Here is a 20122-nt window from a genome sequence, read left to right as displayed (position 1 = left end):
ATGATCAGCCACCTGCTGTCGACCGTTCCGTACCAGGAAGTCGAGCGACCCTCACTTGTCATCCCGGACCGGCCAAAAGCCCAGAACTATGTCAGGCCACCCCGAGACCTCTACACGTGGGTGCCCGACCGCAGCCGCGACCTGGAATAGTCTGCTCGGCCGCACAGGCGGCGCGCGAGAGCGTAGTGGGGGGTGTCGTAGCGTCGCCAGGCACTCGCCTCCGGCTCGGCTGGGGACTCGGAGGCCGGGCGCAAGCTGGTTGGCCGCTCGCCGGCTCGCTCGCGGGGCGGGGCCGATCATCCGGTGGCTGTGGATGGATCCTTGACCTGAAGATCTTTAAGTAGCTCGGCGAGTACGGCTTCTTCGTGGACGACGATCCCGGCCCGGGTCATGGTGGCGGCCAGGTCGGGGGCCCAAGGGGTTGGTCCGGGGCGGCCGGTCAGGTCCAGGCGCCCGTCGGCGGGCAGGCTGGCGACCGCCGACGTGTAGTCCGCGGCCGCGAGGCGCCACGGCCGCGCGCCTCGGGCGATCACACGGGCGGCGATGGCCATGCCCGGCCAGTCGAAATCGCCGTGGTAGCGGACCTCGGCCCGGTCGGCGACCAGCTGATCGAGCAGCGCCCAGCCGGCAGCCGCCGGATTGCCCGCGAAGCAGAGCAGCGGCATCGGGCTCCCGGCCCGGGCGGCGGCCTGCAGAACCTGGGGATTCTCGCAGGCGTGCAGCACCCGGCCGGGCTCCGCGAGCGCGATGCCGGTGCCAGCGTCGGTGCCGACGGATCGGAGTTCCTGCACGGTCAGGTGCGTGACCAGGCCCAGGTCGGCTCGCTCCCGCATCGTCGCGGCCCAGCGGGACGAGCCGGGTGGGCGCAGTGCCCAGGTGATCACCGTGCCGGAGACCTGGTCGGTCAGCACGCCGAGCATCGCCCACAGCGACCGCCGCTGCGCCGACGTCACCGGAACGTCGACGCCCAGCGCGGCTGCCGCCGCCCGCAGAACGAGCAGCCCGGCTGCCCGGCCCTCGTCCAGCCCATGCGCATCCCCTGTGCATCGCCCGGCGAGCTCGGCCAGCTCCCAGGTGGGCGTTCCGCAGAGGTCGAGCAGCACCGGGCGGAGCAGCCGCAGCGCGGCGGTGGCGTCCTGGAGGGCTGACATCGCCGCAGTTGGTCCGATCCGGGTGAGCGTGCCGGCCCGGCGCAGGCCGTCGATCCACGGAGTCACCCACGGCGCGTCGGCCAGGCCGGCCTCGGCCAAGCGGGTGTCGAGGGTCGCCCAGACCGCCGTCCAGTCGGCCTGCGCGGCCTCGCGGCGGGCCCTGCGATCGGTCAGCGGGGAGCCGGTGAGCTGGGCGACGACGGACAGCAGACCCGCCGAGGCGGCCGAGCGGCGCAGGGCCTCGTCAAGATCCGCCAACCGGACGGGGACCGTCCCGGCCGACAGCGGACGGCCGAGCAGACCACCGAGTCGATCCGCCCCGGCCGCATCCATGGTCACCCGGATCGTGCCGGCGGCCGTCAGCCGATTGCGTTCCAGGCGGTGCCGAGCCGCCGTCCACAGGTCGGCGAGGCCCGGATGGGCAAGGTAGGTCCGGACCGGTTCGGTCAGCATGGTGGTCTGGTCAGCATGGTGGTCTGGTCAGCATGGTGATTGGGTCAGCATGTCGGGACAGTCTCCCAGGTCGGGCAGCTGGCCGCCGCGGGTCTCAGCCGATGGGAGCGAGGTGGCGGCTGTGGCCGTCCCAGTGGGTGCGGGTGGTGACGGCGGCGGTGCCCTCCCGGCGGCGGACCTCGTAGCAGTCCAGTGCCGGGACCTGCGGGTAGAACCCCCACAGGGCGTGGCCGGTCATCACGAAATCGAGGTCGAGGCGGACCAGTAGGCCCATCAGCTCGCCGATCGTCCGGTCGTCGACCTTGGCGAACGCGTCATCCAGGGTGATCAGCCGCAGGGCGCGGCCGGTGTCGGGCAGGCTGGAAAGGTAGGCGTCGGCCGCGGCGAACAGGGTGACGTAGGAGACGAACCGGGTCTCGCCCTGGCTGAGTTTGGCCCGTCGGCTGATCCGGCGTTCCTGGCCGGGCGCGGGGCCGGTGATGAGGACGTCGATCTGGTGCCACCGCCGGTAGTCCAGCGCCTGGCGCAGATGAGTGGCGTAGCCGGCGGTCGGGTCGGCGGCGAAATACGCGTCGACCTCGGCTTTCAGCAGGTCGGTCAGTTCGGCGGTACGGGCGGCCGACCGGACCTCGGCCGCGGTGGACACCAACTCGTGGATGCGGGCGATGGAGCTGCGATTCCCGCTGACCGGCGCGACCGCCGCGTTCGACTGCCCGCCGGTGAGCGTCCAGCGCAACCGGACGGAGATGCCGTGCGAGGTGCTGATCGAGCCCAGGCTGGTGTTCATCGCGGCGATCAGCTCGGTGGCCTGGGACAGTCGCCGGCGCAGCTCCTCCCCCACCCCACCGATGACGAAGTCGGTGAAGACGGTGCGTTCCCGTTCGGACAGCGCCGCCTGGCCGGCGTCACGCTGCCGGCGCAGTTCGACCGCCGCATCGGCCAGCGGCCGGCGGCCGGTGGTGTCGGCCAGTTCGACGAGGCGCACCCTGTCCATCACCGACGCGTGGACGTCGAACGAGCCGCCGAGTTCCCGTTCCAGGGTCTGCTGGGCGCGGATCACCGCGTTCTCGTCCGTCGACTTCGGCCGGGACGCCAGCATGGCCAGCACCACCCGCGCCCGCGCCTCGACCTCGGCGACCTCGACCGGTTCGGTCGCCTCCGGCGTCTCCTCGGACCCGGTTGCCGGGCTCGACCCGTCCGCCGCGGTGGATGCGGTGGGCGCGGCGGATCCAGCGGATGTGGTGGATCCAGCGGATGTGGTGGAGGCAATCGCGGCGTCGAGGTCTGCCGATGCCCCGCCGGCTGCGGAGAGAAAACCGGGGAGGGCCAGCCGGGCGGCAAGGCGGCGGTCGGCGGCGGCCATCGCGTCGCGGGCCGCATCGAGCTGGTGGCGGGCCGCCCGCTCGGCCAGGTCGGCCGTCGTGACCTCGGCCGCCAGCCGGACCGCGGCGGTCTGGGCTTCGGTGAGCTGCTCTGTGCAGCGCCCAAGCTCCCGCTCGGTCCGGGCCAGTTCCGCCTCGGCGGCCGCCGCGGCGGCGCCGACGTGTTCCTCCAGCGCAGCCAGCCGCGCCGATCCGCCGTTCCACCGGGCCCAGTCCTGCTCGGCGGTGCTCTCGGCCGACCGCCGGGCATCCTGTTCGGTGGCGAACCGGTCCAGGGCCTCGGCATGCTCACGGATCGCGGTGGCAAGCGCGGCCAGCCGGCCCTGGGCGTCCCGCTCGCGGCGGATGGCCTCCCGGGCGGCGTCGCGCACGGTCTCCAGGCCGGCGATGTCGCTCGGCAGGCCGAACTGGGTGCACAGCGCGCGGTGCTCGTCGGCGTGCCGGACCCACGCGTCCCGCCTGCCGGCGGCGGCCCGGCGCAGGTCACGAGCCTTCGCCGCTGCTTTGGCCGCCCGGCGCCGCGCATCCGCGGCGAGAACGCGTGAGGTGACCAGCGCCCCCGACCGGGGCGCCGCGCGGACAATGGCTTCCAGCAGGCGGCCGGCTTCGGTCAGGTCCGCGCGCCGGGCCGAGTGCTCGGCCGCGGCCCGGTCCAGGGCGGCCAGTTCGGCGGCAATCGCGGCCAGCCGGGCAGCTCGGTGCGTCGCCCGGGCCGCCGCGCCGATGTAACGAGCGGTGGTGACGGGGGCCGCGCCGCGCAGCGGGCCGTTCGCCCAAGCGCCGTCGGTCGACACCCACACCGGGTGCGCTCGATCGCCGAGCCCGACCCGGGCCAGCACCGCGCGGACCACCTCGGCCGGAACTGGGGCAGCCGGATCGACGACGAGCGCCGCGGACAGCGGGTGAGCCGCCGGCGGGCCGAGTGGGCTGGCCAGCAGGTCGCCGGTGGCCGCGACAAGCCGGCCGTCCGCGGTGAGCGCGGCTGTCAGCAGCATCGACGCGGCCAGCGCTGCCTCCAGTCCGGCCTGCTCCCGCTCGTCCGGCAGCGCCTCGGCGAAATCGACCGCCCGCCACAGCGGGATACCAGCACCATCCGCAGCCGATGCCGGGCTGACCCAGGCTGGAGCGACCGGTTCCGGGTCCCGCGCCGCCTGCAGGTCCTGCTGCTCGTCCGTCAGAGCCCGGCGGAGGATGGCACTCTCGGCATCGAGCCGGCGCAGCTCGGCCAACCCGTCGGCGATGGCCGCCCGGCTGGCGGCCGCGCCCTCGGCCGCGGCCTGGTCCAGATGTGCCAGTCCTCCCCGCGAATCCCGGATGCCCGCGGCACCCGTCCCAGGGCCAGCGCCCGTGCCAGCGTCCAGACCGGGGCCGGCATCTGGCCCGGGGCTGACTGCCGAGTCGGGTTCCGGGCCGGCATCCGGATCGGCGTCGCCGATCAGGCACTCGCGGGACCGCAGCAGCGGACCGACGATCGTCGCGGACCAGTCGACGGCGCCCAGCTGCTCGGTGACCTCGGGATCGGCGGTCCAGGCCCGCCAGGCGTCGGCGAGGGCTCGAGCGGTGTCGTCCCGCCCGTCCTCGGCTGCGACGGCCTCGGTGGCCAACTCGGAGGCATCCAGTTCGGCCTGCTCGGACTGCACCTCGGCCGCGCTGACCTCCCGTTCCTCGTCGGCCAGCCGGCGGGCCGGGTCCAGCCGCCCGACGGCGGCCCGGTCCCGCTGCCCGGCGGCGAGCCCCGCCTCGCCGATACGTTGCTCGACGGTGACCAGGTCGGCCGGGACTGTCCGAACGGTCAGCGGCGTAGGACGGGTTAGCGACGCCGGATCGGTGAGCCGGGCCGGGCGGATCGTGTCCTCGATGGGAGGCGGCGTGTCCAGCGACATCGTCACCGCCGGGAGGCCGTGGCCGTCCAGCCCGGCCTGGCCCAGCAGGCGCCCCAGCTCGGCCAGCACCGCGGTCAGGGCCCGGACGGCATCCGCACCGGCGCGTGCCTGCCGATCGGCGCCGGCCGCCGCATCCGTCTCCACCCGGCGGGCCTGCCCGGCCGCATCCAGCGACCGGTCGGCCGCGGCGGCCAGCGACTCGACGGTGCTGCGTCGTTCGTGCAGGTCACTGGCATCCGTGTATGCCTTCGACTCGCGGATGCCCTGCGCGGTCGCCCGCAGCTCCTCGGCCAGGTCCCGCAGCTGGACGCCCGTCCGCTGGTTCGCCGACTGCTCGCTGACGAGGTCGGTGTGCTGGCGGTGCCGCCGGCCCAGCTCCCGGGTGGCCCGCCGCACGTCGCTGACCGCTTCCTGCGACTGGGTCGCCGTCGCGTCGAGCAGGCCAGCGGCGTACCGGCGGTAGACGCCGAGGAACGTGCCGACCCGCTCGGCCGAAGCGACCAGCCGGGCCTGCGCGTCCCGGGTCTCGGTCAGCCCGTCTAGCTGGTCGCCAGCCGAGGTCAGGGCCGCCTCGGCCAGCGGGGGGAGCGCCTCGGACAGCAGCGTCGGCAGCTTCCCCTCGTCGATGCGGTTCCCTACATCCGGCGAGCGCAGCGTGTGCAGCAGCTGCAGCAGTCCGTCGTACCGCTCGCGGCCGGCCTCCCCGGTCAGCCCGAACACGGCGGCCCGGACCCGGTCCCGGTGAGCCGAGGCCGATTCGGTCAGCCGGTCGGCGCCGATGGTCTGGGCCAGGGCATCCCGGCTGAGCGGCGCCCGCTCACCGTCCATCAACTGCAGGTCGTGGCCGACCCGGTGCGGCGTGACGAAGTACCAGACCTTCAGGGCGCTCGCCGAACGCGAATAGCGCAGCAGGGCGCCCAACGTCAGATAGCGCCCCGCCTCGCCGGCGGCCCCGGCCCCGGCCCCGCCATCTGCATCACTCTCGGCGCCGGCTTCACCCTCGGCGCCGGCATCGCCGTCGGCGGCCAGTTCGAGCCACAGGTAGCCGAGCCGGTTGGCCTGGGCGTCCCCGCCAGAGCGCATCAGGTCCTCCAGCCGGACCCGGGCCGAACCGGTGGCGTCGACCCGCCGCCGGTCGGCGTCGAGCAGGAACGGCAGCAGCAGCTCCAGCGCCCGCGACTTGCCCGAGCCGTTTGTTCCCCGCAGCACCAGCCGGCCGCCGGAGCAGGCGAACTCGTTGTCGTAGTAGAACCAGACATTGCTCATGCCGGCCCGGTTCAGCCGCCACCGGCCCGGATGGTGCCGCTGGATCATTCCGACCCCCCGAACAGATCTGGCGCCTCGAACGGATGCGGTTGGTCCGTTGGCAGCGGCACCCGGCGCCGGGCCGGTCGACGCACGGAGCCGCGACGCCCACCGGGAGCACCACCTGGCCCGGTGCTGCCTGGCCCGCCGCTGCCCGGGTGGGTGATGACCGGCCGGTACCGGGCGGCGGCCGGGTGCAGGACCAGGCCGGCCCGGGTCTGCACCGCCAGGCCGACCCCGGTGAGCAGGGTCGTCACGTCCTCCTTGAGCCGCTCCGGCTCGCGGGCGTACTCGGCCCGCCAGGCGGTGGCGTGCCGCGTCAGGAGCTCGGCCAGCTTCGCCTCGACCATCTCCCAGCGGACGAGCAGCCCCGGCACCGCCACCCCGTCGACCTCGGCCCGGCTCAGGCTGTGCGGCCCCGCGGCATCGATGAGGGCGTCGATGAGCAGCAGCGCGGCCTGCCGGACGGTGCCCGTTCCGGGGAACGCCAGATCGGTGAGCTGATCGTCCGGGTCGAAGGCGAGCGCGCCATCGGCCCGGACCTCCAGCACCAGACCGAACGACTCGTCCAGCTGGCGGGCAAGCTCGGTGCGCTCCCGCGACAGGGCGTCCCGTTCGGCGTCACTCAGCGACTCCCGGCGCACCACCGGGTTCTCCACCAGGGCCCGGCGCAGCGTCCGGCGCGGCTGCGGCAGGGCCGATCCGGCGACGGTCAGGTCGGCGGGGCCGCTCATCTCATACAGCGGACGGGTCAGCAGATGCGGCAGAAGCGCCCGGTTGATCGTCAGCAGGGCCTCCTCCTGCCGCTCGCTCCACCCGGTGATGGTCCCATCCGTCTCGCTGAGAACCCCCCAGGAGACGAGCAGTTCGATCGCCGCCACGAGGTTACGCCGGCCGGTGAGGCTGTCGTCGAACTCGACCCCGGCGGTGACCGCGTCCGCCCGCACCTGCTCGACCAGGCCCGAGATCAGCACCTGGTCGGCGGTGCCCGTCGCGAGCAGGGCCGCGCAGACCAGCGCCAAGCCCGCGTATGCCCGCGGGGTGAACTCGCCGCCGGCCGCCCGCCGGGCCGGCCGGGTCGGCGCGTCCGGTGTCAGCGGCGCCTTCACCAGTCGGGCGAACGAGGACTCGACGATCAGGTGGTAGCCCAGCACCGTCGAGAACATCGCCTTCAGCGGCGCCGCATGGCGGCGGACCGCGGCGAGCTGCTCGGGCTGCCGGCGGTCGGTGAGAATCGGGCTGGCCAGCAGCGCCCGGGCGGCCCGGGCCCGCTCGTCGCTGTCGTGAGATGCGGTCACCGGCGGCTCACCCGTCCGTTCCGGTGCCGAACGGACGCCGACCGGTGTGGACGGGTACGGCCGCCGCTCCGGTGGTGGCGGTGGTGGCGGTGGTGGAGGTGACGATCAGGCGCAGGTCGTGGACGGTGAGGGTGCCATCGGGGGCATGGACGACGGTCCGCTCGCCTGGGCCGGGGACGGCGGTGAGGACGAGGCGGAGGTCGGTGTCGTGGACATCGACCGGCTCGGTCAGCTCCTGATGGACGGCGAGCAGGTCGCCCAACCGGTCCAACAGCAGGTCGCGCGCGGCCGGGGAGATGCGGGCGCCGTCGAGTTCCCGAGCGGCGACGAGCTCGGCCGCTGCGGCCCGGCCGGCTGCGGCCGCGGCCTCCGCCTCGGCGAGCAGCGCCTCCCGGTCGAGCCCCGGATCTGGCACCCGGGAGCCGCGGCCCCGGGCAGTCCGGTCACCGTGCTCCCGCAGCGACACCGCGACGTCCACCGGATCGGCCTCCCACCAGGAGGTCGACGCACCGGCGCGGGCGCTCTGCTCCTCCGGGCCGCCCAGCAGGTGACGGGACGGGTAGACCCCGAAGGCCGCCGCGTACAGCCGGTGGGCGTCGTCGGTCGCCGCGTCGGAAAACCAGCGGGCCAGCCGCAGGAAGTCGGCTCGCCGGGAGACCCCCGTCCCGCCGGCGGCCAGCATGCGCTTGGCGTTCGCGATGAGCTGGCCTAGCGCCTGTTCGGCCGCCGCCCGGAACTGGGCCGGCCCCGACCGGCCTGCCCGCCCCGAGTACCAGGCGGCGATCTCCTCCCAGTCGGATCGCTCCCGGCCTGGGGAGCGCTCGGCCCGCGTGCCATCCGGGCCGCTCAGGGTGGGCAGCGTGGCCAGGGCGGCGAGAAGCTGGTCGAGCAACGGCTCCAGCCGGGCCAGCCGGGTCTCGACCGCCGGGGCATGCCGCGTCACATCGGCGGTGATCAGATCGATGTACTCCAGCAGGAGCGTCTTGAACTCGGCGTACTCGGCGCCGGCCAGGTCATAGCGGGCGAGCACCTGGCTGAGATAAGCGTAGAAGTCGCGCACACTCTCGGTGAACAGCCGCTGGCTGGCGAACACACTGGTCACGTCGGCCGCCAACGCGTCAACGTCGATCCCGGCCGCAGCCGGATGGGTGAGAGCCAGGTGGGCGAGGATGCGGTCCAGGGTGTCGACTATGCCGCCGAGCAGCTCGCGGGCGACCTCGCGGGCCCTGTCGGTCGCGGCCAGGATCTCCACCGCCTGGCGGTGCACCTGACCGCCCAGTTTGGAGATCTGGTACCGCGACCGGGACCGCCAGTAGTCGCGCACGGTGCTGACCCGGGCGTCCCGCACCGAGCGGACCAGGTTGCCCCAGAGCTCCAGCTGCTGACAGCGCTGCTCGACCTCGTCGGCGGACAACACCCCGCACGCCGCATGCGTCCCTCCCGCCGCTCGGGCCAGTGCGTCGGCGGCTTCGGCGGCGGAGAGGTCGGTCAACAGGGTCTCGGTGAACAGACTCATGATCGCCAGATAGTCGTCCGCCCGATCGGCCGTGAGGTAGGCGAACAACCGCAGCCGCTCGGACCGGTCCACTCCCTCATCGCGACCCGCACCGACCCCGCCACCAGCAAGGTCGCCGGCGCCAGCGATGGCCGGATCGGTCGCAGCGGGGCCGTCCGAGCAATCGGGCACCAGCGCACCTTCCCCTTGGCCGGCAATCTCACTTCACCGATAGTGGCAAACATACGTCAGTGACACATAACTCGCAAGGATGTTACGTGCCATACGCCTACATCAGTAAACACGAGAAAACGGGAACAACGAGGGCTATGAGCGGACCGATGCCAGCAGCCGCTCCGCCCACGCCGTGTTTGGTCGTACTTCTGGTCATGACGACGTTGCCGTTGGGTGAGGTGAAGTCGCACCCGTCCGAACTCGTCGGCCGCGTGCACGACCATCATGAGCGGGTGACCGTCACTGTCCGCGTCTGTGCGCCTCGTCAGCCAGCAGCCGGATCAGGTCGATAGCGCGGGGGACTGACGCCGCGGTGACGTCGAGGCTTGCGGGGTCCTTCTCGAGTGCCGCGATGAGCCCGGCCGGGTCGGTGGCCTTCAGCCGATGACGAGCCGTTCTCCGCCGAAGTCCGCAAGTGTGGGTACCGGGGTGGCGCTCGCCGCCTCAGGAGGCGAGACGGTTGCGTTCCTCAACGCGGCCATCCTCTCCATCCTGGCCCGCGCCGAAGTACAAGGCATCAAGATCGACGACATGGAGCGCCGCCGGACGCCGGTCATGGCCGTCATGCTCGGTGACGCTGGCGCGGCGGGGATCGGCCAAGCGGCCGAGCGGACCGGTCAACACTGGGCACGACAGATCATCCAGGGCATTCCACAGCCGAAGATCAATGCAGTCGACAAGGTGCTCGGTCGCCACTTCGTCACCAAGTACGGCACCCGGAAGGGCATCATCGTGCTCGGCAGGGTCGTTCCGTTCGGTATCGGCGCTGTGATTGGCGGTACCGCCAACGGGATGTTCAGCCAGGGGATCATCAAGGCTGCTGACCGTGCATTTGGAGCCCCGTCAAAGTCGCGGGAAGACTGACTGATCGACGGCAGGGCGGGACGATCCGATTACGGAACCTGGCGAGGTGTGGGGCTACCGGGCAGCGCAGCAGCGCCCCGAACTGCTCCACATCCGCACCAGACGCAGGATTCCTGGCTCGCCGTCGCTCAGGACCTCGGCGGGGCGACCGCGGTGTGCATCGTCGCAACATGGTCGTCCAGCCGGGGCTCGAACCTGCTGGCGACGCTGTGACCAGCACCATTGCATGGCGCTAGATCTCAAGCGATAGATCGCGAACCACATTCACGCAGGCCAAAGGCATGATCAAAAATTTGGTGGACCTAACGCACCACAACAAGATCCTTTCGATCTTGGTTCAGGGCCCTGAGATCACGGTCCGGCCGGTCTCCACGAGGCCCCTGGCCAGGGGCGATGCCGAGTGAACGCCCGGCACACAACGTCATCAACCGGATCGAACACGCGTTCCGTGGGTCTGGTGGGTCCGGAGGCCGCGGTCCGTCTGGTGACCGCGATCGTGGGCGTGGTCGAGCTGAAATCCGGATGGGGCAGGCCGTGTCGTCGCTCATCCGCCGGTGATTTCCTGACGCCAGGTGTGGAAGAAGTGGCGTAGCCGGTCGGCGGCCGGGTGGGGCAGCCCCAGGTCGTCGTCGGTGAACCGGCCGATGGTTCCGATCATGTCGGCGAACACCTGCAGGTCGAAGCCGCCGTCCTGGGTCTGGGCGAGGTGGACGAGCTCCTCCTTGGCGAAGACGTTCACCAGGTCGTACACGTCGGTGAAATCGATGCAGTGGGCGGGAGAGCGGTGAACAGGTCGACGTCGCGGGTCTCGCGGTCAACGAGATCACGCGCGATGAGCGCGGCACCGCCCGCGACCGCGAAGCCCACGCTTTCGGGCAGCCCGAAGAAGATCCGCGCAACCGCCCGCTGCAACGATGTGATCACCTGAAGGCGGCCCGTTCCCAGGCGTGCCGGATCGGGGTGGGAAGGACAAGCTCCGGCCAGGCATCGACGAGCAGCGCCCCGTCGACGTAGGCGAGGATGTCCTCCGCCGTCCCCTCGCGCAGGACGATCTCGTAAAGCCGGTGGCGCTGTCGGCGATCCGTAAGGTCGTAGGTCCGATCGGGGTCGGACCAGTTCAGATGGACCGGCAGGCGTACCCGTGCCAACGCCTGCCGGATCGGGAGCCGAGGCAGCCGATCCGGCACGGTGAACGGCCGTCCCCGCCCGTCCACCACGACCTCGAACGAGGGCACCGGCACCGCGTCGAGCCGGAAGCCCGCCGCCGCCAGCAGACGCGTCGCGGTCTCCAACGTCGGTGACTTCACCCCGTGCTCATAGGCCGCCAACGTCGGCCGCGACGTGTGCGCCCGCCGCGCAAGCTCGGCCCCGGACAGGCCCGCTTCCAGTCGCGCCGATTCGATCAGCCGGCCGGCCAGCGAATCCGCCATTCCCCCTCCATCGCATCCCCCTCCATCACGACGTCAAGCGTATCCGATGGGATACGCTACTCGTCTTTCGGTCTGTTCGCCGGCCCCTGCGGCGTGGCCTCGGCATGGGCCCTGCCGCCAGGCGGCCCGAGCACTCGAAAGATCTCTGTCCAGCGGCGCGGTGAACCTCGCCGCCCCACCGGACTGCCAGGTTCTCGACAAGCGAGACCGAGGGCGCGTTCGCGCGCACTGTTGCACTGTGAGGAAGCAGGGCATGCCAGCGGCCGCGGCGACCGACAGTCAGACGGCGGCGGCGAGTTCGGTGAACGCGGCGGCCAGCCGCAGTCTCGGGTCGGTATCGACGGCGAGCTCGTCGTGGCCACGGCGGATGTTCTGAACAAGAGCGTGCCCGGTGCTGATCGTCTGGACCGAGCAAAGCCGTTTCAGGCCGCGCATCGGCCGGAGTCGGGCTTTGCGCCGGCCATGATCGGCTCCGATCCGGTTGTTCTCCCGGGCCGCGTCGACGTGACAGGCCTCTCGATGCCGCGTTCGGCCAGGAGCTCCTCGACATCCCGGTACGACAGCGCGAACCGCAGATACCACCGCACTGCCAGGACGATCACCTCCGGCGGAAACCGGAACCCGGCGAACTCCGACATCGGAACCGCTGGACGGACACGACGCCGACGCATCCTCTGATCATGACTGATCGGCGGCTACGCGAAGGTAGACATCGCCGATGCAACAGCGCCAGTGAGCCCTTTGTCGGTGAAGGAAGCTCGCGCCGTGCTCGACACCGCCAAGGGCGGACGCAACCCGGCCCGCTGGTCGGTTGCGCTCGGCCTTCGTCAAGGCGAGGCCCTCGGCCTGCTCTGGAACGCCGTGGACCTGGACGGCGATGATCTAGCTGGCTGCTGGAGGAGCGGTGGTGAGTTCGTGGCGGGCCCTGATCCCCCGCGCTACTCCTCGCCCCACTCCCCTGCCACTCCTCACCGCCGCGGGGGCCTGGTGGCCGTCGTCGCAGGCCAGCCCCGGTAGGCAACCCGGGGGCGAGGAGCAACCACGCAGGATGGAACGGTTAGGGCGGCGGCCCGGTCATCGGCAGCCGCTGGGTTGATGATCTGCGTGCCGACGGAGTTCCTGATGGGTGAGCAGGTCGCAGCGTGTACAGGCGGTTCGACGGCGGGCCCGCTCGGGTGGAGGTGGAGCGGTTCTTCTTCCTGCCTGGCTCTGCCCGTGTCGGTTACGGTGAACGCATGTGCTGCTGCGCTGCCATGACCACCCGTACCGCCGCCTAGCGGCGGTACCAGGGCCGCGGTGATCGTGGTCCCGATGCCTGACCCGAGCCGGACAGGCATTGTTTTGGCGTGCCGCCCGATCGGTGTCTCTGCCGGCAGCCGTGTACGCGTCCAGCGCACGCGCTGTCGGCTCGTCCTGCCTGATCAGGGGAGTCATGTCAGCGCCGCAGCGATCCGACGCACAGGCACAGCGCCAGGAATCCTTCCCTCACCCGTCCGCGGCCGTACCCGCCGAGCGGCAGCTTGGCCTGTTCACGGAGTCCGATCCGCACGCCGCCACGATGATCCTGATGGTCGGTCTTCCCGGAGCGGGGAAGACCACCCGCGCCAGGCAGCTCGCCGCGGCGTACCGGGCGCTGCGGCTGACCCCGGATCACTGGATGATCCCGCTGTTCGGTGATCCGATGGCCGACGGCAAGCGTTTCGTGCTCGAAGGGCGGCTGGTCTCGATTGCCCTGCAGGCGCTGCGGCTGGGGACCAGTGTCGTGCTCGACTACGGGCTGTGGGGCCGCGACGAACGGTCGGCGCTGCGCTGGCTGGCACGGTCGGCCGGCGCCGCCAGCCAGGTGGTCTACCTTCCCGTGGACACCGACACCCAGCTCGCCCGGATCGCCCACCGCCAGGCCACAGCACCGCACCAGACGTTCCCGATGAGCGCCGCCGACGTGGACCGATGGCGTGAGCAGTTCCAGGTACCGGACGCCGTCGAGCTCGACGGCGGCGAGATCCCCGGCCCACCGCCCGGCTGGGCGGACTGGGCGCAGTGGGCGGCCGAGCACTGGCCCACCTGCGCCGACAGCTAATGGCTGGCACCGACGCTGCCCTCACCGCCCTGCGCGCCCCGGCGAAGGCCGAGGAGTAAGCCACGGTGACCAGCAGTTCCGCGGGTCCCGAAGATGATCAGGAGGAGACGCGTGCGGGTAGCGGCTGATCTACGTCCGCTGCGGGTGAAGCCATACCGGCGGCTGTGAGCCTCCACGGTCGTCACCACGATGGGCGCCCAGCTCACCGCGGTCGCGGTGCCGTTGCAGATCTACGAGATCACCAGGTCGTCGGCCTGGGTGGGCCTGACCGGGCTGGTCGGGCTCGGCCCGCTGGTACTCGGCGGGCTGTGGGGAGGCGCGGTCGCGGACATCGTCGACCGACGCCGCATGTTGCTGGTGACCAACAGCGGGATCGCGCTCACCGCGACCACGCTGGGCGCCCATGCCCTTCTCGGTGGACGGTCGGTGGTGCCGCTGCTGGGGCTGGTGGCGGTGATGCAGGGTTTGTTCGGGGCCAACATGGCGGTGCGCGGCGCGGTCGTGGCCCGCCTGGTCGCCCCCGGGCTGAGGCCGGCCGCGAACACCTTGCAGTCCTCGGTGCTCTACCTCGGTGGGATCAGCGGGTCGCTGCTCGCCGGTGTCCTGCTTCCCATGCTGGGAACCGGCTGGTTGTATCTCCTCGATACCGCAACGCTGTCCGCCGCCCTGTGGGCGGTGTGGGCCCTGCCCCCTGGGGGTGCCGACCTGGGTCGCGTTCCTCCTGACGAGCCCCGACCACGCTGTCGGCTGGACGACAGCGCGGTCGGCGCCACGTCTTGACTGAGCTTTCAGGCAGGTCAGAGGTTTTGCGCGTCCGCCACCGGCGGGGTCGTCGAAGGGTCTGGATGCGCCGGCCACGACGACGGAGTCAACCTTTCCGCCGTTCCACCGCGTCCTTGGGGTGTACCACCGCGCAGGTCGACGACGGCTCACGTTGTCGGGCGATCAGGTGCAGGGCCGGAAGACCGACGAAGCCAGGACGAGGCGCATGGAGTGGATGGGACATGGGGTGGATGACGAGTTCACGCGGTTTGTTCGCGATCGTGGCAAGGCCCTCGCACATACCGCGTTCCTGCTGACCGGTGACGCCAGCCGGGCGGAGGACCTGGTGCAGAGCGCCCTGCTCGCGGTCTGGCTGCGTAGACGGAAGGTACAGCCAGACGGCTGGGAGGGTTACGCCCGGCGGACCATGGTCAACACGTCGACGTCCTGGTGGCGACGACGATCGTCGTGGGAACGCCCGGTCGCGGTACTGGTCGACCGGCCGGCGCCCGGTGGGACGAGCGCCGTGGACGAGCGGGACCGGCTGCTGTCCGCACTGCGCCAGCTCGGCGCGCGGCAGCGAGTCGCCGTCGTGCTCCGCCACTACGAAGACCTCAGCGAGGCTGAGACCGCGCGCCTGATGGGCTGCTCGCTCGGCACCGTCAAGAGCCTGACCTCACGGGGGCTGGGTCGTCTGCGTGACCTGCTCACCCAGCCTGAGGCCGGGACCGGGGCGGAGCCCGAGACCGGGGCCGACCCGGCGGTCGCGACCGTGGGTCGGCGAGCCCCGGTCCGAACCCGCCTCCCGGTGACGCCCGACCTGCCGAGCACCGTGTACCGGCGACCTGGAGACCGTTGATGACCGAGATCGAAAGCATGTTGAGAAGGGCGGCGACCGCCATGCCGGACAACCCGAACCGCGCCGAGGAGATCCTCGTGCGGGGCCGTCGTAGGCGTCGCCGGCGGCACCAGGCCGCAGGAGCCGCCGCCGGCCTGGCCGCCGCCGTGACCGTCACCGTGGCCGTCCTGACGGGCGGAAGCAACCAGGCGGCGACGCCGAACACGGTACTTTCCGCCGCGGCGGTGACCAGCGCCCCCGCGCCTCACCCGACGACCGCGATTGCGCGGGGCCGGGTGGTCGCGGTGGGCTCGGCGACGGTGACTCTCCCGGCCGGCTGGGCAGTCGCCTACCGCGGCGAGCCGTTCATCCAGGGCGGCAACCCGGAGCCGGGCAGCGAGGAGGTCTGCGTCCGGCCGACGGCGGTGCGGTCCGAGGGATGCGACGACGGTATGATCATTTCGCATGGCACCATCGGCGGTTCCGAGGGTTCGGAGTTCACAGCGCACCAGCCCGGCGGCTGGTACACCGGGACGGGTGTGATCGCGTGCCCGGTGAACGGCGCCGTCGACGGACCACGGACGAACTTCGCCTACGAGGGCCGTCCATCGGTCGCGGGGGGGCGCGAGCCGATCGAAACGGGGACCCGACAGGTCGGCGGGCTGGCGGCGGTCTACGACGTGTGGTCCGGGTACTGCGACAGCGGTTTCACCTTCACCCCGCGCAGCTGGTACCTGCCGGAGAAGAAGCTGCAGTTCCGGACCACTCTGTCGGTGAAGGAACTTGGCGTCGAACCGGAGACGATCCTGTCGTCGGTGCGGTTCGACTGACGCGTCGACCCGCAGCCAGGGGGACTACCGCGCGATGCCGACGGCCTGCTGCGCGTCGCCGGGGTCACTGGCGGCGCGCAGCAGGCCGTCGGCGACGTCCGCACGGGAGACCGACATGCCACCGGGGAGGTTGCGGTTGTGGGCCGTCCGGTCGCTGGTGGTCCGGGGGCCGTTACAGTCACCATCAGAGTCGTCCCGGTCGGAGACCCCGGCGTTGCGCGAACCAGCCCCCATGCCCTTTGACCTGCTCCTATGCGACACCAGCAAGCCTGCCGATTGATAGGTTCAACCTATTTGACCAGGCCAGAGGGCAGATGCGGAGCGTGGTGGGTGGACCTAACGCACCACAATAAGAACCGGATGATGTTGGTTCAGGGTCCCGAAATCACCATCCGCCCGGTCGCCGCGCGACTTCCGACCAGGGACGATATCCAGTGAGCGTCCGACCGCCAACATCGTTCGACGGTTCGAACATACGTTCAGCACACCTGGCGGTTTCGGAGGCTCCGGTCCGTCTGGTGACCGTGATCGTAGGGATCGTCGTCGGCCTGACGTTCTTGTTCGGCTTCGGCAACGTCGCTACGCTCGGTGTCCGTCTCGGATTTCCGACGTATGTCGCATTCCTCGTGGCGCCCGCCGTCGACCTATCTGTCGTGGGCCTTTTGCTCGGCACGCAGCACCTCGCGCTGCACGGCAGGCCAGCGGAGGTGCTCAATCCCGCGAGACGGTTCCTCATATTCTCCAGCACTGTAACGCTGGCCCTCAACGTCGCGGAACCTCTCATCGCCGGCCACTACGGCAAAGCCGCCTTCGATGCTGTCGGACCACGCCTCCTTATCGGGTGGGCCGAGGTCGGGCCAAGCCTCCTTCAGGCTATGCAGACCGCCACGGGACGCGCGAACGCGCTCGTCGGACAGGCTCCGGACGATCCGATCGGGGCCGGCCGGACGCCAGTGCCGCCAGATCACGCCCCGGTCAATGCCGGTACGACACCAGTTCAGGCGCCACCGCGCAGAGACGGACCGGACGCACGGGAACAAGACCTCCTCCACCGCGCACGCCTTCGCATCAGGCGCTGCTCAACTGCCCTGTGACCTACGACGAGCTTGATCACCAGCAGGTTCCGGCCCCACCCAGTGCCTTCCTGGTAGCAGAGTCTGCCTCGCTCTGCCGCAGGTCCAAGTCGTTCGTCCTCCCAGCGCTTCAGCAGCTCCACCTGATCGTGGCGCTTCGTCGACGACGGAATCGGCATCTACGAGGAAACCCCAGGATTTCACCCTGCCTGTTGCCCCGGTGCCGGTGGGACCAAGAACCGCCGAACCTGGAGTCGCTGTTGCGGCCGGGTTGGGCTTCCTTGTCGTCACCCGATCAGCCATCGCCCGGATCGTCGGGACGGGACGCCTGTCGTCGATGGTCCGCCGGACCAGGTAGTTGGGGATCAACTCGCCGTAGTGGAATTCTGGTGCGGAGTGGGAGCGCGTCGCGCGCCCACTCCGGAGTTTCAGACGGCTGCCGCCACGCGGCGGCAGCCGTCCAGCAGGCGGGTGTCAAAGCAGCCCCAGCGCGTTGAGGACCAGGACCTCGAGTGCGAGCGTGCCGGCGAACGAGGTCCCGGCGCGAAGCACCGCGGCAGCCCAGTGGGCGCCGGCGCGCCGGTCGAGGTACGCCGTTATCAGTGCCGCGCAGGCGGCGACGGCGCCTGCCAGCGCCAGCAGCAGGATCTTGACGATGATCGGGTCGATGTACATGGTGGCTCTTCTCCGGCAGGCCACCTGGCTGGTGGCGATGCCGTGATCGAGCTGGAACGGGAGGTTATTCGGCTGGCCGAGCCGTCGGCTGCCGGGCATGACAGCCGGGGGCGCAGGGGAATGCTGGCGTGGACGGGCAATTCAGGTGGTTTAAGATCCGGATCCGGATCCGGATGTGGGTGCGGACGGGAGGCACGTGCCGGAGGATGCGACAGCCGCTTACGCGGAGCAGTTGAGAGCCTTGTGGCAGGCGGCGAGGCGCCCGACCGGTTCCACGATCGAGCGCCAGGCAGCGGAGCAGCGGCCGCCGCTGAAGGTGACTCCCGCGTCGTGGAGCGACTGGCTCAACGGCAAGAACGTTCCGCAGAACGACCGCGTGGCCGCTTTCCTGGTCGTTTTCCTACGTGGCCGGGTACATAATGAATCCGGCTACGTGCCTCCGCCGGAGCAATGGTGGGACGCGACCCGGCGACGGGCGCTGGCGGAGCGCCGGGACGGCGCGGGGCGGGGCGGTAGGCCAGTCCGCGCACACCCGCCGCCGAAGCCGCCGGTAGACGGCGGCCACCACTGGCACGGGGAGACGGCGGGCCCTGTCGGAGGTCCGCTTGCCGGCTGGGTACGAGTCGAGGACGCCGACCCGTACCGGCTCGGGGTGCATCGGTCGATCCAGGTGCCCGACGTGCCCGAGGACAGCCTGCCCGCCTACGTCATCCGTGACATCGACGACGCCAAGTCCGGCGTCCGGACGAAACTGCGGGCGGCGGCCGAGGCGGGCGGGTTCGTCGTGCTGGTCGGCGACTCCTCGGCCGGGAAGACACGATGCCTGTACGAGGCGGTGCAGGCCGTGCTGCCTGACTGGTGGCTGGCCCGTCCCGCCGGCGCCGCCGGGGTGCGGGAGCTGGTCGGGGCGGCCGGGCGGGTGGTGGTGTGGCTGGACGAAATCCGGGACTACCTCGACGACGGCCTCGAAGCCAGCACGATCGAAGCATTGTTAGACCGGCAGGAACCGACAGTGCTGGTTGCGACGATCTGGCCTCACCGCTACGCCGAGTACACCCGCACCCCCCTGAGCGGCGACGACGACCGGTACCGGTCGCACCGCCAGGTGCTGCGCCTGGCGGCGGCCGTGGACGTGCCGTCCGCGTTCAGCGCGGCCGAGCGCAGCCGCGCCGACACGGCTGCCGACGACGACCCGACGCTGTGCGTCGCGCTCGCCAGCTCCGACTACGGGATGACACAGACGCTGGCCGCCGCCCCGCAGCTGGTGCGCCGCTGGGAGCACGCCCGCGCCAGCGATCGCAGGCGCGGGCCGTACCGGTGGGCGTTGCTCACCGCAGCTCTCGACGCCTATCGCCTCGGTGCCCGCGGCCCGCTTTCCGCCGACCTGCTCCGCGAAGGCGTCAACGGCTACTGCACGGACCGGGAGCAAGCCCGCGCCGCCAACTGGTTCGAGGACGCCCTCGCCTACGCCACCGACGACACCGAGATGCACGGCGGCGCCGCGGCACTCGCCCCGGTCGGATCGCCTGGCGGCGGCATGGGTCACCGCGCCGGGTACAGACCGGCTGACTACCTCGTCCAGCACGCCACCCGTGTCCGGTCGCACCGAGCCGGGCACGCCACAGGTAATTCGGACGACGGCCACGTGCCTTCGTCATTGTGGGACGCGTTCGTCGCCTACGCCGATCGCGTCGACGTGCGGCCCCTTGCCGAGGCGGCGCGCTCTCGCGGCCTCCTGCGGACCTCCTTCCGTCTATACGAGGCGGCCGACGCCGCTGGCGACCCCGAGGCTGCGGACAGCGCGGCCTGGGTCCTGAGCCACGCTGGGCGCCTCGACGAGGCCGTGACGTGGTGGCGACGCGCCGCCGAACGCGGCGACAAGTACGCCCTGTGGCACGCAGGCCGGGCGCTGGAAAGCGCCGGGCGCATAGACGAAGCGCACGCGCTGCACCGGAGCGCCGCCGAGGCGAGCGGCGACAGCAACGCGGTGCAGGGGGCCATCGAATCGTGGCTGGCTGACGGCCGCGCCGACCTGGCGCTGACGTGGTGGTGGCAGCACACGCCGTACAACAGCAGTTTTCCCCGCGTCCTGCGCGACGCCGTCGCGGACATGGAAGAGCGCGACAGGACTGAGGCGCTGCTGTGGTGGAAACGCGCCGCCGAGAAGGGTGACTGGAACTCCGTCACAAGGGCGGTCGCGCTCCTCCGGGAAAAGGACGGGACCGAAGAAGCCGTCCACTGGCTCCGTACCCTTCCTGAAGGCCGAGGCCGGACCGAGGGAACCAGGTTGCTTGAAGCTGCCCCGGTTTCGTTCACAGGTAGGGCTTTGAACGGTTAGGCGGCTTTATCGTACTCCTGGAAGCGGGTTT

17 protein-coding genes and 3 pseudogenes are annotated in these 20122 nt (G+C 71.3%); 8 read left to right on the top strand and 12 right to left on the bottom strand.

Features of this window, described 5'->3' with window-relative positions; genetic code table 11:
* Positions 1–296 precede the first annotated feature (296 nt).
* The 4 genes from ND747_RS27470 to ND747_RS27455 form a co-directional block, all read right to left on the bottom strand.
* On the bottom strand, positions 297–1604 hold the full coding sequence (locus tag ND747_RS27470; protein WP_251737167.1) for a TIGR02679 family protein: 1308 nt from the start codon (positions 1602–1604) through the stop codon (positions 297–299).
* A gap of 94 nt (positions 1605–1698) precedes the next feature.
* Positions 1699–6135: an SbcC/MukB-like Walker B domain-containing protein gene (locus ND747_RS27465; RefSeq protein ID WP_251737166.1), complete on the bottom strand. Its 4437-nt coding sequence runs from the start codon at positions 6133–6135 to the stop codon at positions 1699–1701.
* Between the two features lie 44 nt (positions 6136–6179).
* Entirely contained in the window at positions 6180–7472 is a 1293-nt protein-coding gene (locus ND747_RS27460; RefSeq protein WP_251737165.1) for a TIGR02678 family protein, read from the bottom strand.
* A gap of 7 nt (positions 7473–7479) precedes the next feature.
* Complete coding sequence (locus ND747_RS27455) at positions 7480–9159, bottom strand: TIGR02677 family protein (RefSeq protein ID WP_251737164.1); 1680 nt, start codon at positions 9157–9159, stop codon at positions 7480–7482.
* A 471-nt stretch (positions 9160–9630) separates the two neighbouring features.
* Between ND747_RS27455 and ND747_RS27450 the strand changes: the two genes are divergently transcribed.
* Positions 9631–10065: a hypothetical protein gene (locus tag ND747_RS27450; RefSeq protein WP_251737163.1), complete on the top strand. Its 435-nt coding sequence runs from the start codon at positions 9631–9633 to the stop codon at positions 10063–10065.
* A 544-nt stretch (positions 10066–10609) separates the two neighbouring features.
* Here the strand turns inward: ND747_RS27450 and ND747_RS27445 are convergent.
* From ND747_RS27445 to ND747_RS27425, 5 genes and pseudogenes are all read right to left on the bottom strand, one after another.
* A complete protein-coding gene (locus ND747_RS27445; protein ID WP_251737162.1) occupies positions 10610–10816 on the bottom strand; it encodes a hypothetical protein in 207 nt (68 codons plus the stop codon).
* Positions 10801–10989, bottom strand: a complete 189-nt coding sequence (locus ND747_RS27440; RefSeq protein WP_251737161.1) for a hypothetical protein — start codon at positions 10987–10989, stop codon at positions 10801–10803. Before ND747_RS27440 ends, ND747_RS27445 begins: the two co-directional genes overlap by 16 nt.
* Positions 10986–11495: a helix-turn-helix transcriptional regulator gene (locus ND747_RS27435; RefSeq protein WP_251737160.1), complete on the bottom strand. Its 510-nt coding sequence runs from the start codon at positions 11493–11495 to the stop codon at positions 10986–10988. Before ND747_RS27435 ends, ND747_RS27440 begins: the two co-directional genes overlap by 4 nt.
* A 279-nt stretch (positions 11496–11774) precedes the next feature.
* Complete coding sequence (locus tag ND747_RS27430) at positions 11775–11972, bottom strand: transposase (protein WP_251737168.1); 198 nt, start codon at positions 11970–11972, stop codon at positions 11775–11777.
* Positions 11973–12010: 38 nt separating this feature from the next.
* Positions 12011–12133 (bottom strand): annotated as a pseudogene (locus ND747_RS27425) (IS6 family transposase); the annotation flags it as partial.
* Positions 12134–12242: 109 nt separating this feature from the next.
* Here ND747_RS27425 and ND747_RS27420 point away from each other — a divergent pair.
* The 5 genes and pseudogenes from ND747_RS27420 to ND747_RS27400 all read left to right on the top strand — a co-directional run bounded on the left by ND747_RS27420 (position 12243) and on the right by ND747_RS27400 (position 16005).
* Positions 12243–12512, top strand: a complete 270-nt coding sequence (locus tag ND747_RS27420; protein ID WP_251737159.1) for a hypothetical protein — start codon at positions 12243–12245, stop codon at positions 12510–12512.
* A gap of 541 nt (positions 12513–13053) precedes the next feature.
* A complete protein-coding gene (locus ND747_RS27415; protein ID WP_374216334.1) occupies positions 13054–13575 on the top strand; it encodes an AAA family ATPase in 522 nt (173 codons plus the stop codon).
* A 183-nt stretch (positions 13576–13758) separates the two neighbouring features.
* Positions 13759–14355, top strand: a pseudogene (locus ND747_RS27410) (MFS transporter); the annotation flags it as partial.
* Between the two features lie 217 nt (positions 14356–14572).
* On the top strand, positions 14573–15196 hold the full coding sequence (locus ND747_RS27405; RefSeq protein ID WP_251737156.1) for a SigE family RNA polymerase sigma factor: 624 nt from the start codon (positions 14573–14575) through the stop codon (positions 15194–15196).
* Complete coding sequence (locus ND747_RS27400; RefSeq protein WP_251737155.1) at positions 15196–16005, top strand: hypothetical protein; 810 nt, start codon at positions 15196–15198, stop codon at positions 16003–16005. The genes ND747_RS27405 and ND747_RS27400 overlap by 1 nt, the downstream gene beginning before the upstream one ends.
* Before the next feature lie 24 nt (positions 16006–16029).
* On the opposite strand, the gene ND747_RS27395 is transcribed toward ND747_RS27400, so the two are convergent.
* The gene (locus ND747_RS27395) at positions 16030–16239 is read right to left on the bottom strand and encodes a hypothetical protein (protein WP_251737154.1); all 210 of its coding nucleotides are present in this window, start codon (positions 16237–16239) and stop codon (positions 16030–16032) included.
* Positions 16240–16439: 200 nt separating this feature from the next.
* Here ND747_RS27395 and ND747_RS27390 point away from each other — a divergent pair.
* Positions 16440–16896: pseudogene (locus ND747_RS27390) on the top strand (hypothetical protein); the annotation flags it as partial.
* Between the two features lie 656 nt (positions 16897–17552).
* Here the strand turns inward: ND747_RS27390 and ND747_RS27385 are convergent.
* Together ND747_RS27385 and ND747_RS29565 are read right to left on the bottom strand one after the other, a co-directional pair.
* Positions 17553–17753 carry a hypothetical protein gene (locus ND747_RS27385; RefSeq protein ID WP_251737153.1) on the bottom strand — a complete coding sequence of 67 codons (201 nt, stop codon included), beginning with the start codon at positions 17751–17753 and terminating at the stop codon, positions 17553–17555.
* Positions 17754–17972: 219 nt separating this feature from the next.
* Positions 17973–18101 (bottom strand): hypothetical protein, encoded by a 129-nt coding sequence (locus ND747_RS29565; RefSeq protein WP_285901241.1) that lies wholly within the window; start codon positions 18099–18101, stop codon positions 17973–17975.
* A gap of 331 nt (positions 18102–18432) precedes the next feature.
* Here ND747_RS29565 and ND747_RS27380 point away from each other — a divergent pair, with 331 nt between their 5' ends.
* On the top strand, positions 18433–20091 hold the full coding sequence (locus tag ND747_RS27380) for a hypothetical protein (protein ID WP_251737152.1): 1659 nt from the start codon (positions 18433–18435) through the stop codon (positions 20089–20091).
* The last annotated feature ends 31 nt before the right edge of the window (positions 20092–20122 follow it).

This window comes from Frankia sp. R82, from assembly GCF_023716925.1.
Classification (GTDB): Bacteria; Actinomycetota; Actinomycetes; order Frankiales; family Frankiaceae; genus Frankia.
This window is presented reverse-complemented; position numbering and strand designations above follow the sequence as displayed.

Excerpts from the sequence above, each read along its gene's own strand:
- ND747_RS27395 (WP_251737154.1), bottom strand. The coding sequence starts at position 16,239 with ATGGGGGCTGGTTCGCGCAACGCCGGGGTCTCCGACCGGGACGACTCT.
- ND747_RS27405 (WP_251737156.1), top strand. The coding sequence starts at position 14,573 with ATGGGACATGGGGTGGATGACGAGTTCACGCGGTTTGTTCGCGATCGT.
- ND747_RS27415 (WP_374216334.1), top strand. The coding sequence starts at position 13,054 with ATGATCCTGATGGTCGGTCTTCCCGGAGCGGGGAAGACCACCCGCGCC.
- ND747_RS27385 (WP_251737153.1), bottom strand. The coding sequence starts at position 17,753 with ATGTACATCGACCCGATCATCGTCAAGATCCTGCTGCTGGCGCTGGCA.
- ND747_RS27400 (WP_251737155.1), top strand. The coding sequence starts at position 15,196 with ATGACCGAGATCGAAAGCATGTTGAGAAGGGCGGCGACCGCCATGCCG.
- ND747_RS27465 (WP_251737166.1), bottom strand. The coding sequence starts at position 6,135 with ATGAGCAATGTCTGGTTCTACTACGACAACGAGTTCGCCTGCTCCGGC.
- ND747_RS27435 (WP_251737160.1), bottom strand. The coding sequence starts at position 11,495 with ATGGCGGATTCGCTGGCCGGCCGGCTGATCGAATCGGCGCGACTGGAA.
- ND747_RS27470 (WP_251737167.1), bottom strand. The coding sequence starts at position 1,604 with ATGCTGACCGAACCGGTCCGGACCTACCTTGCCCATCCGGGCCTCGCC.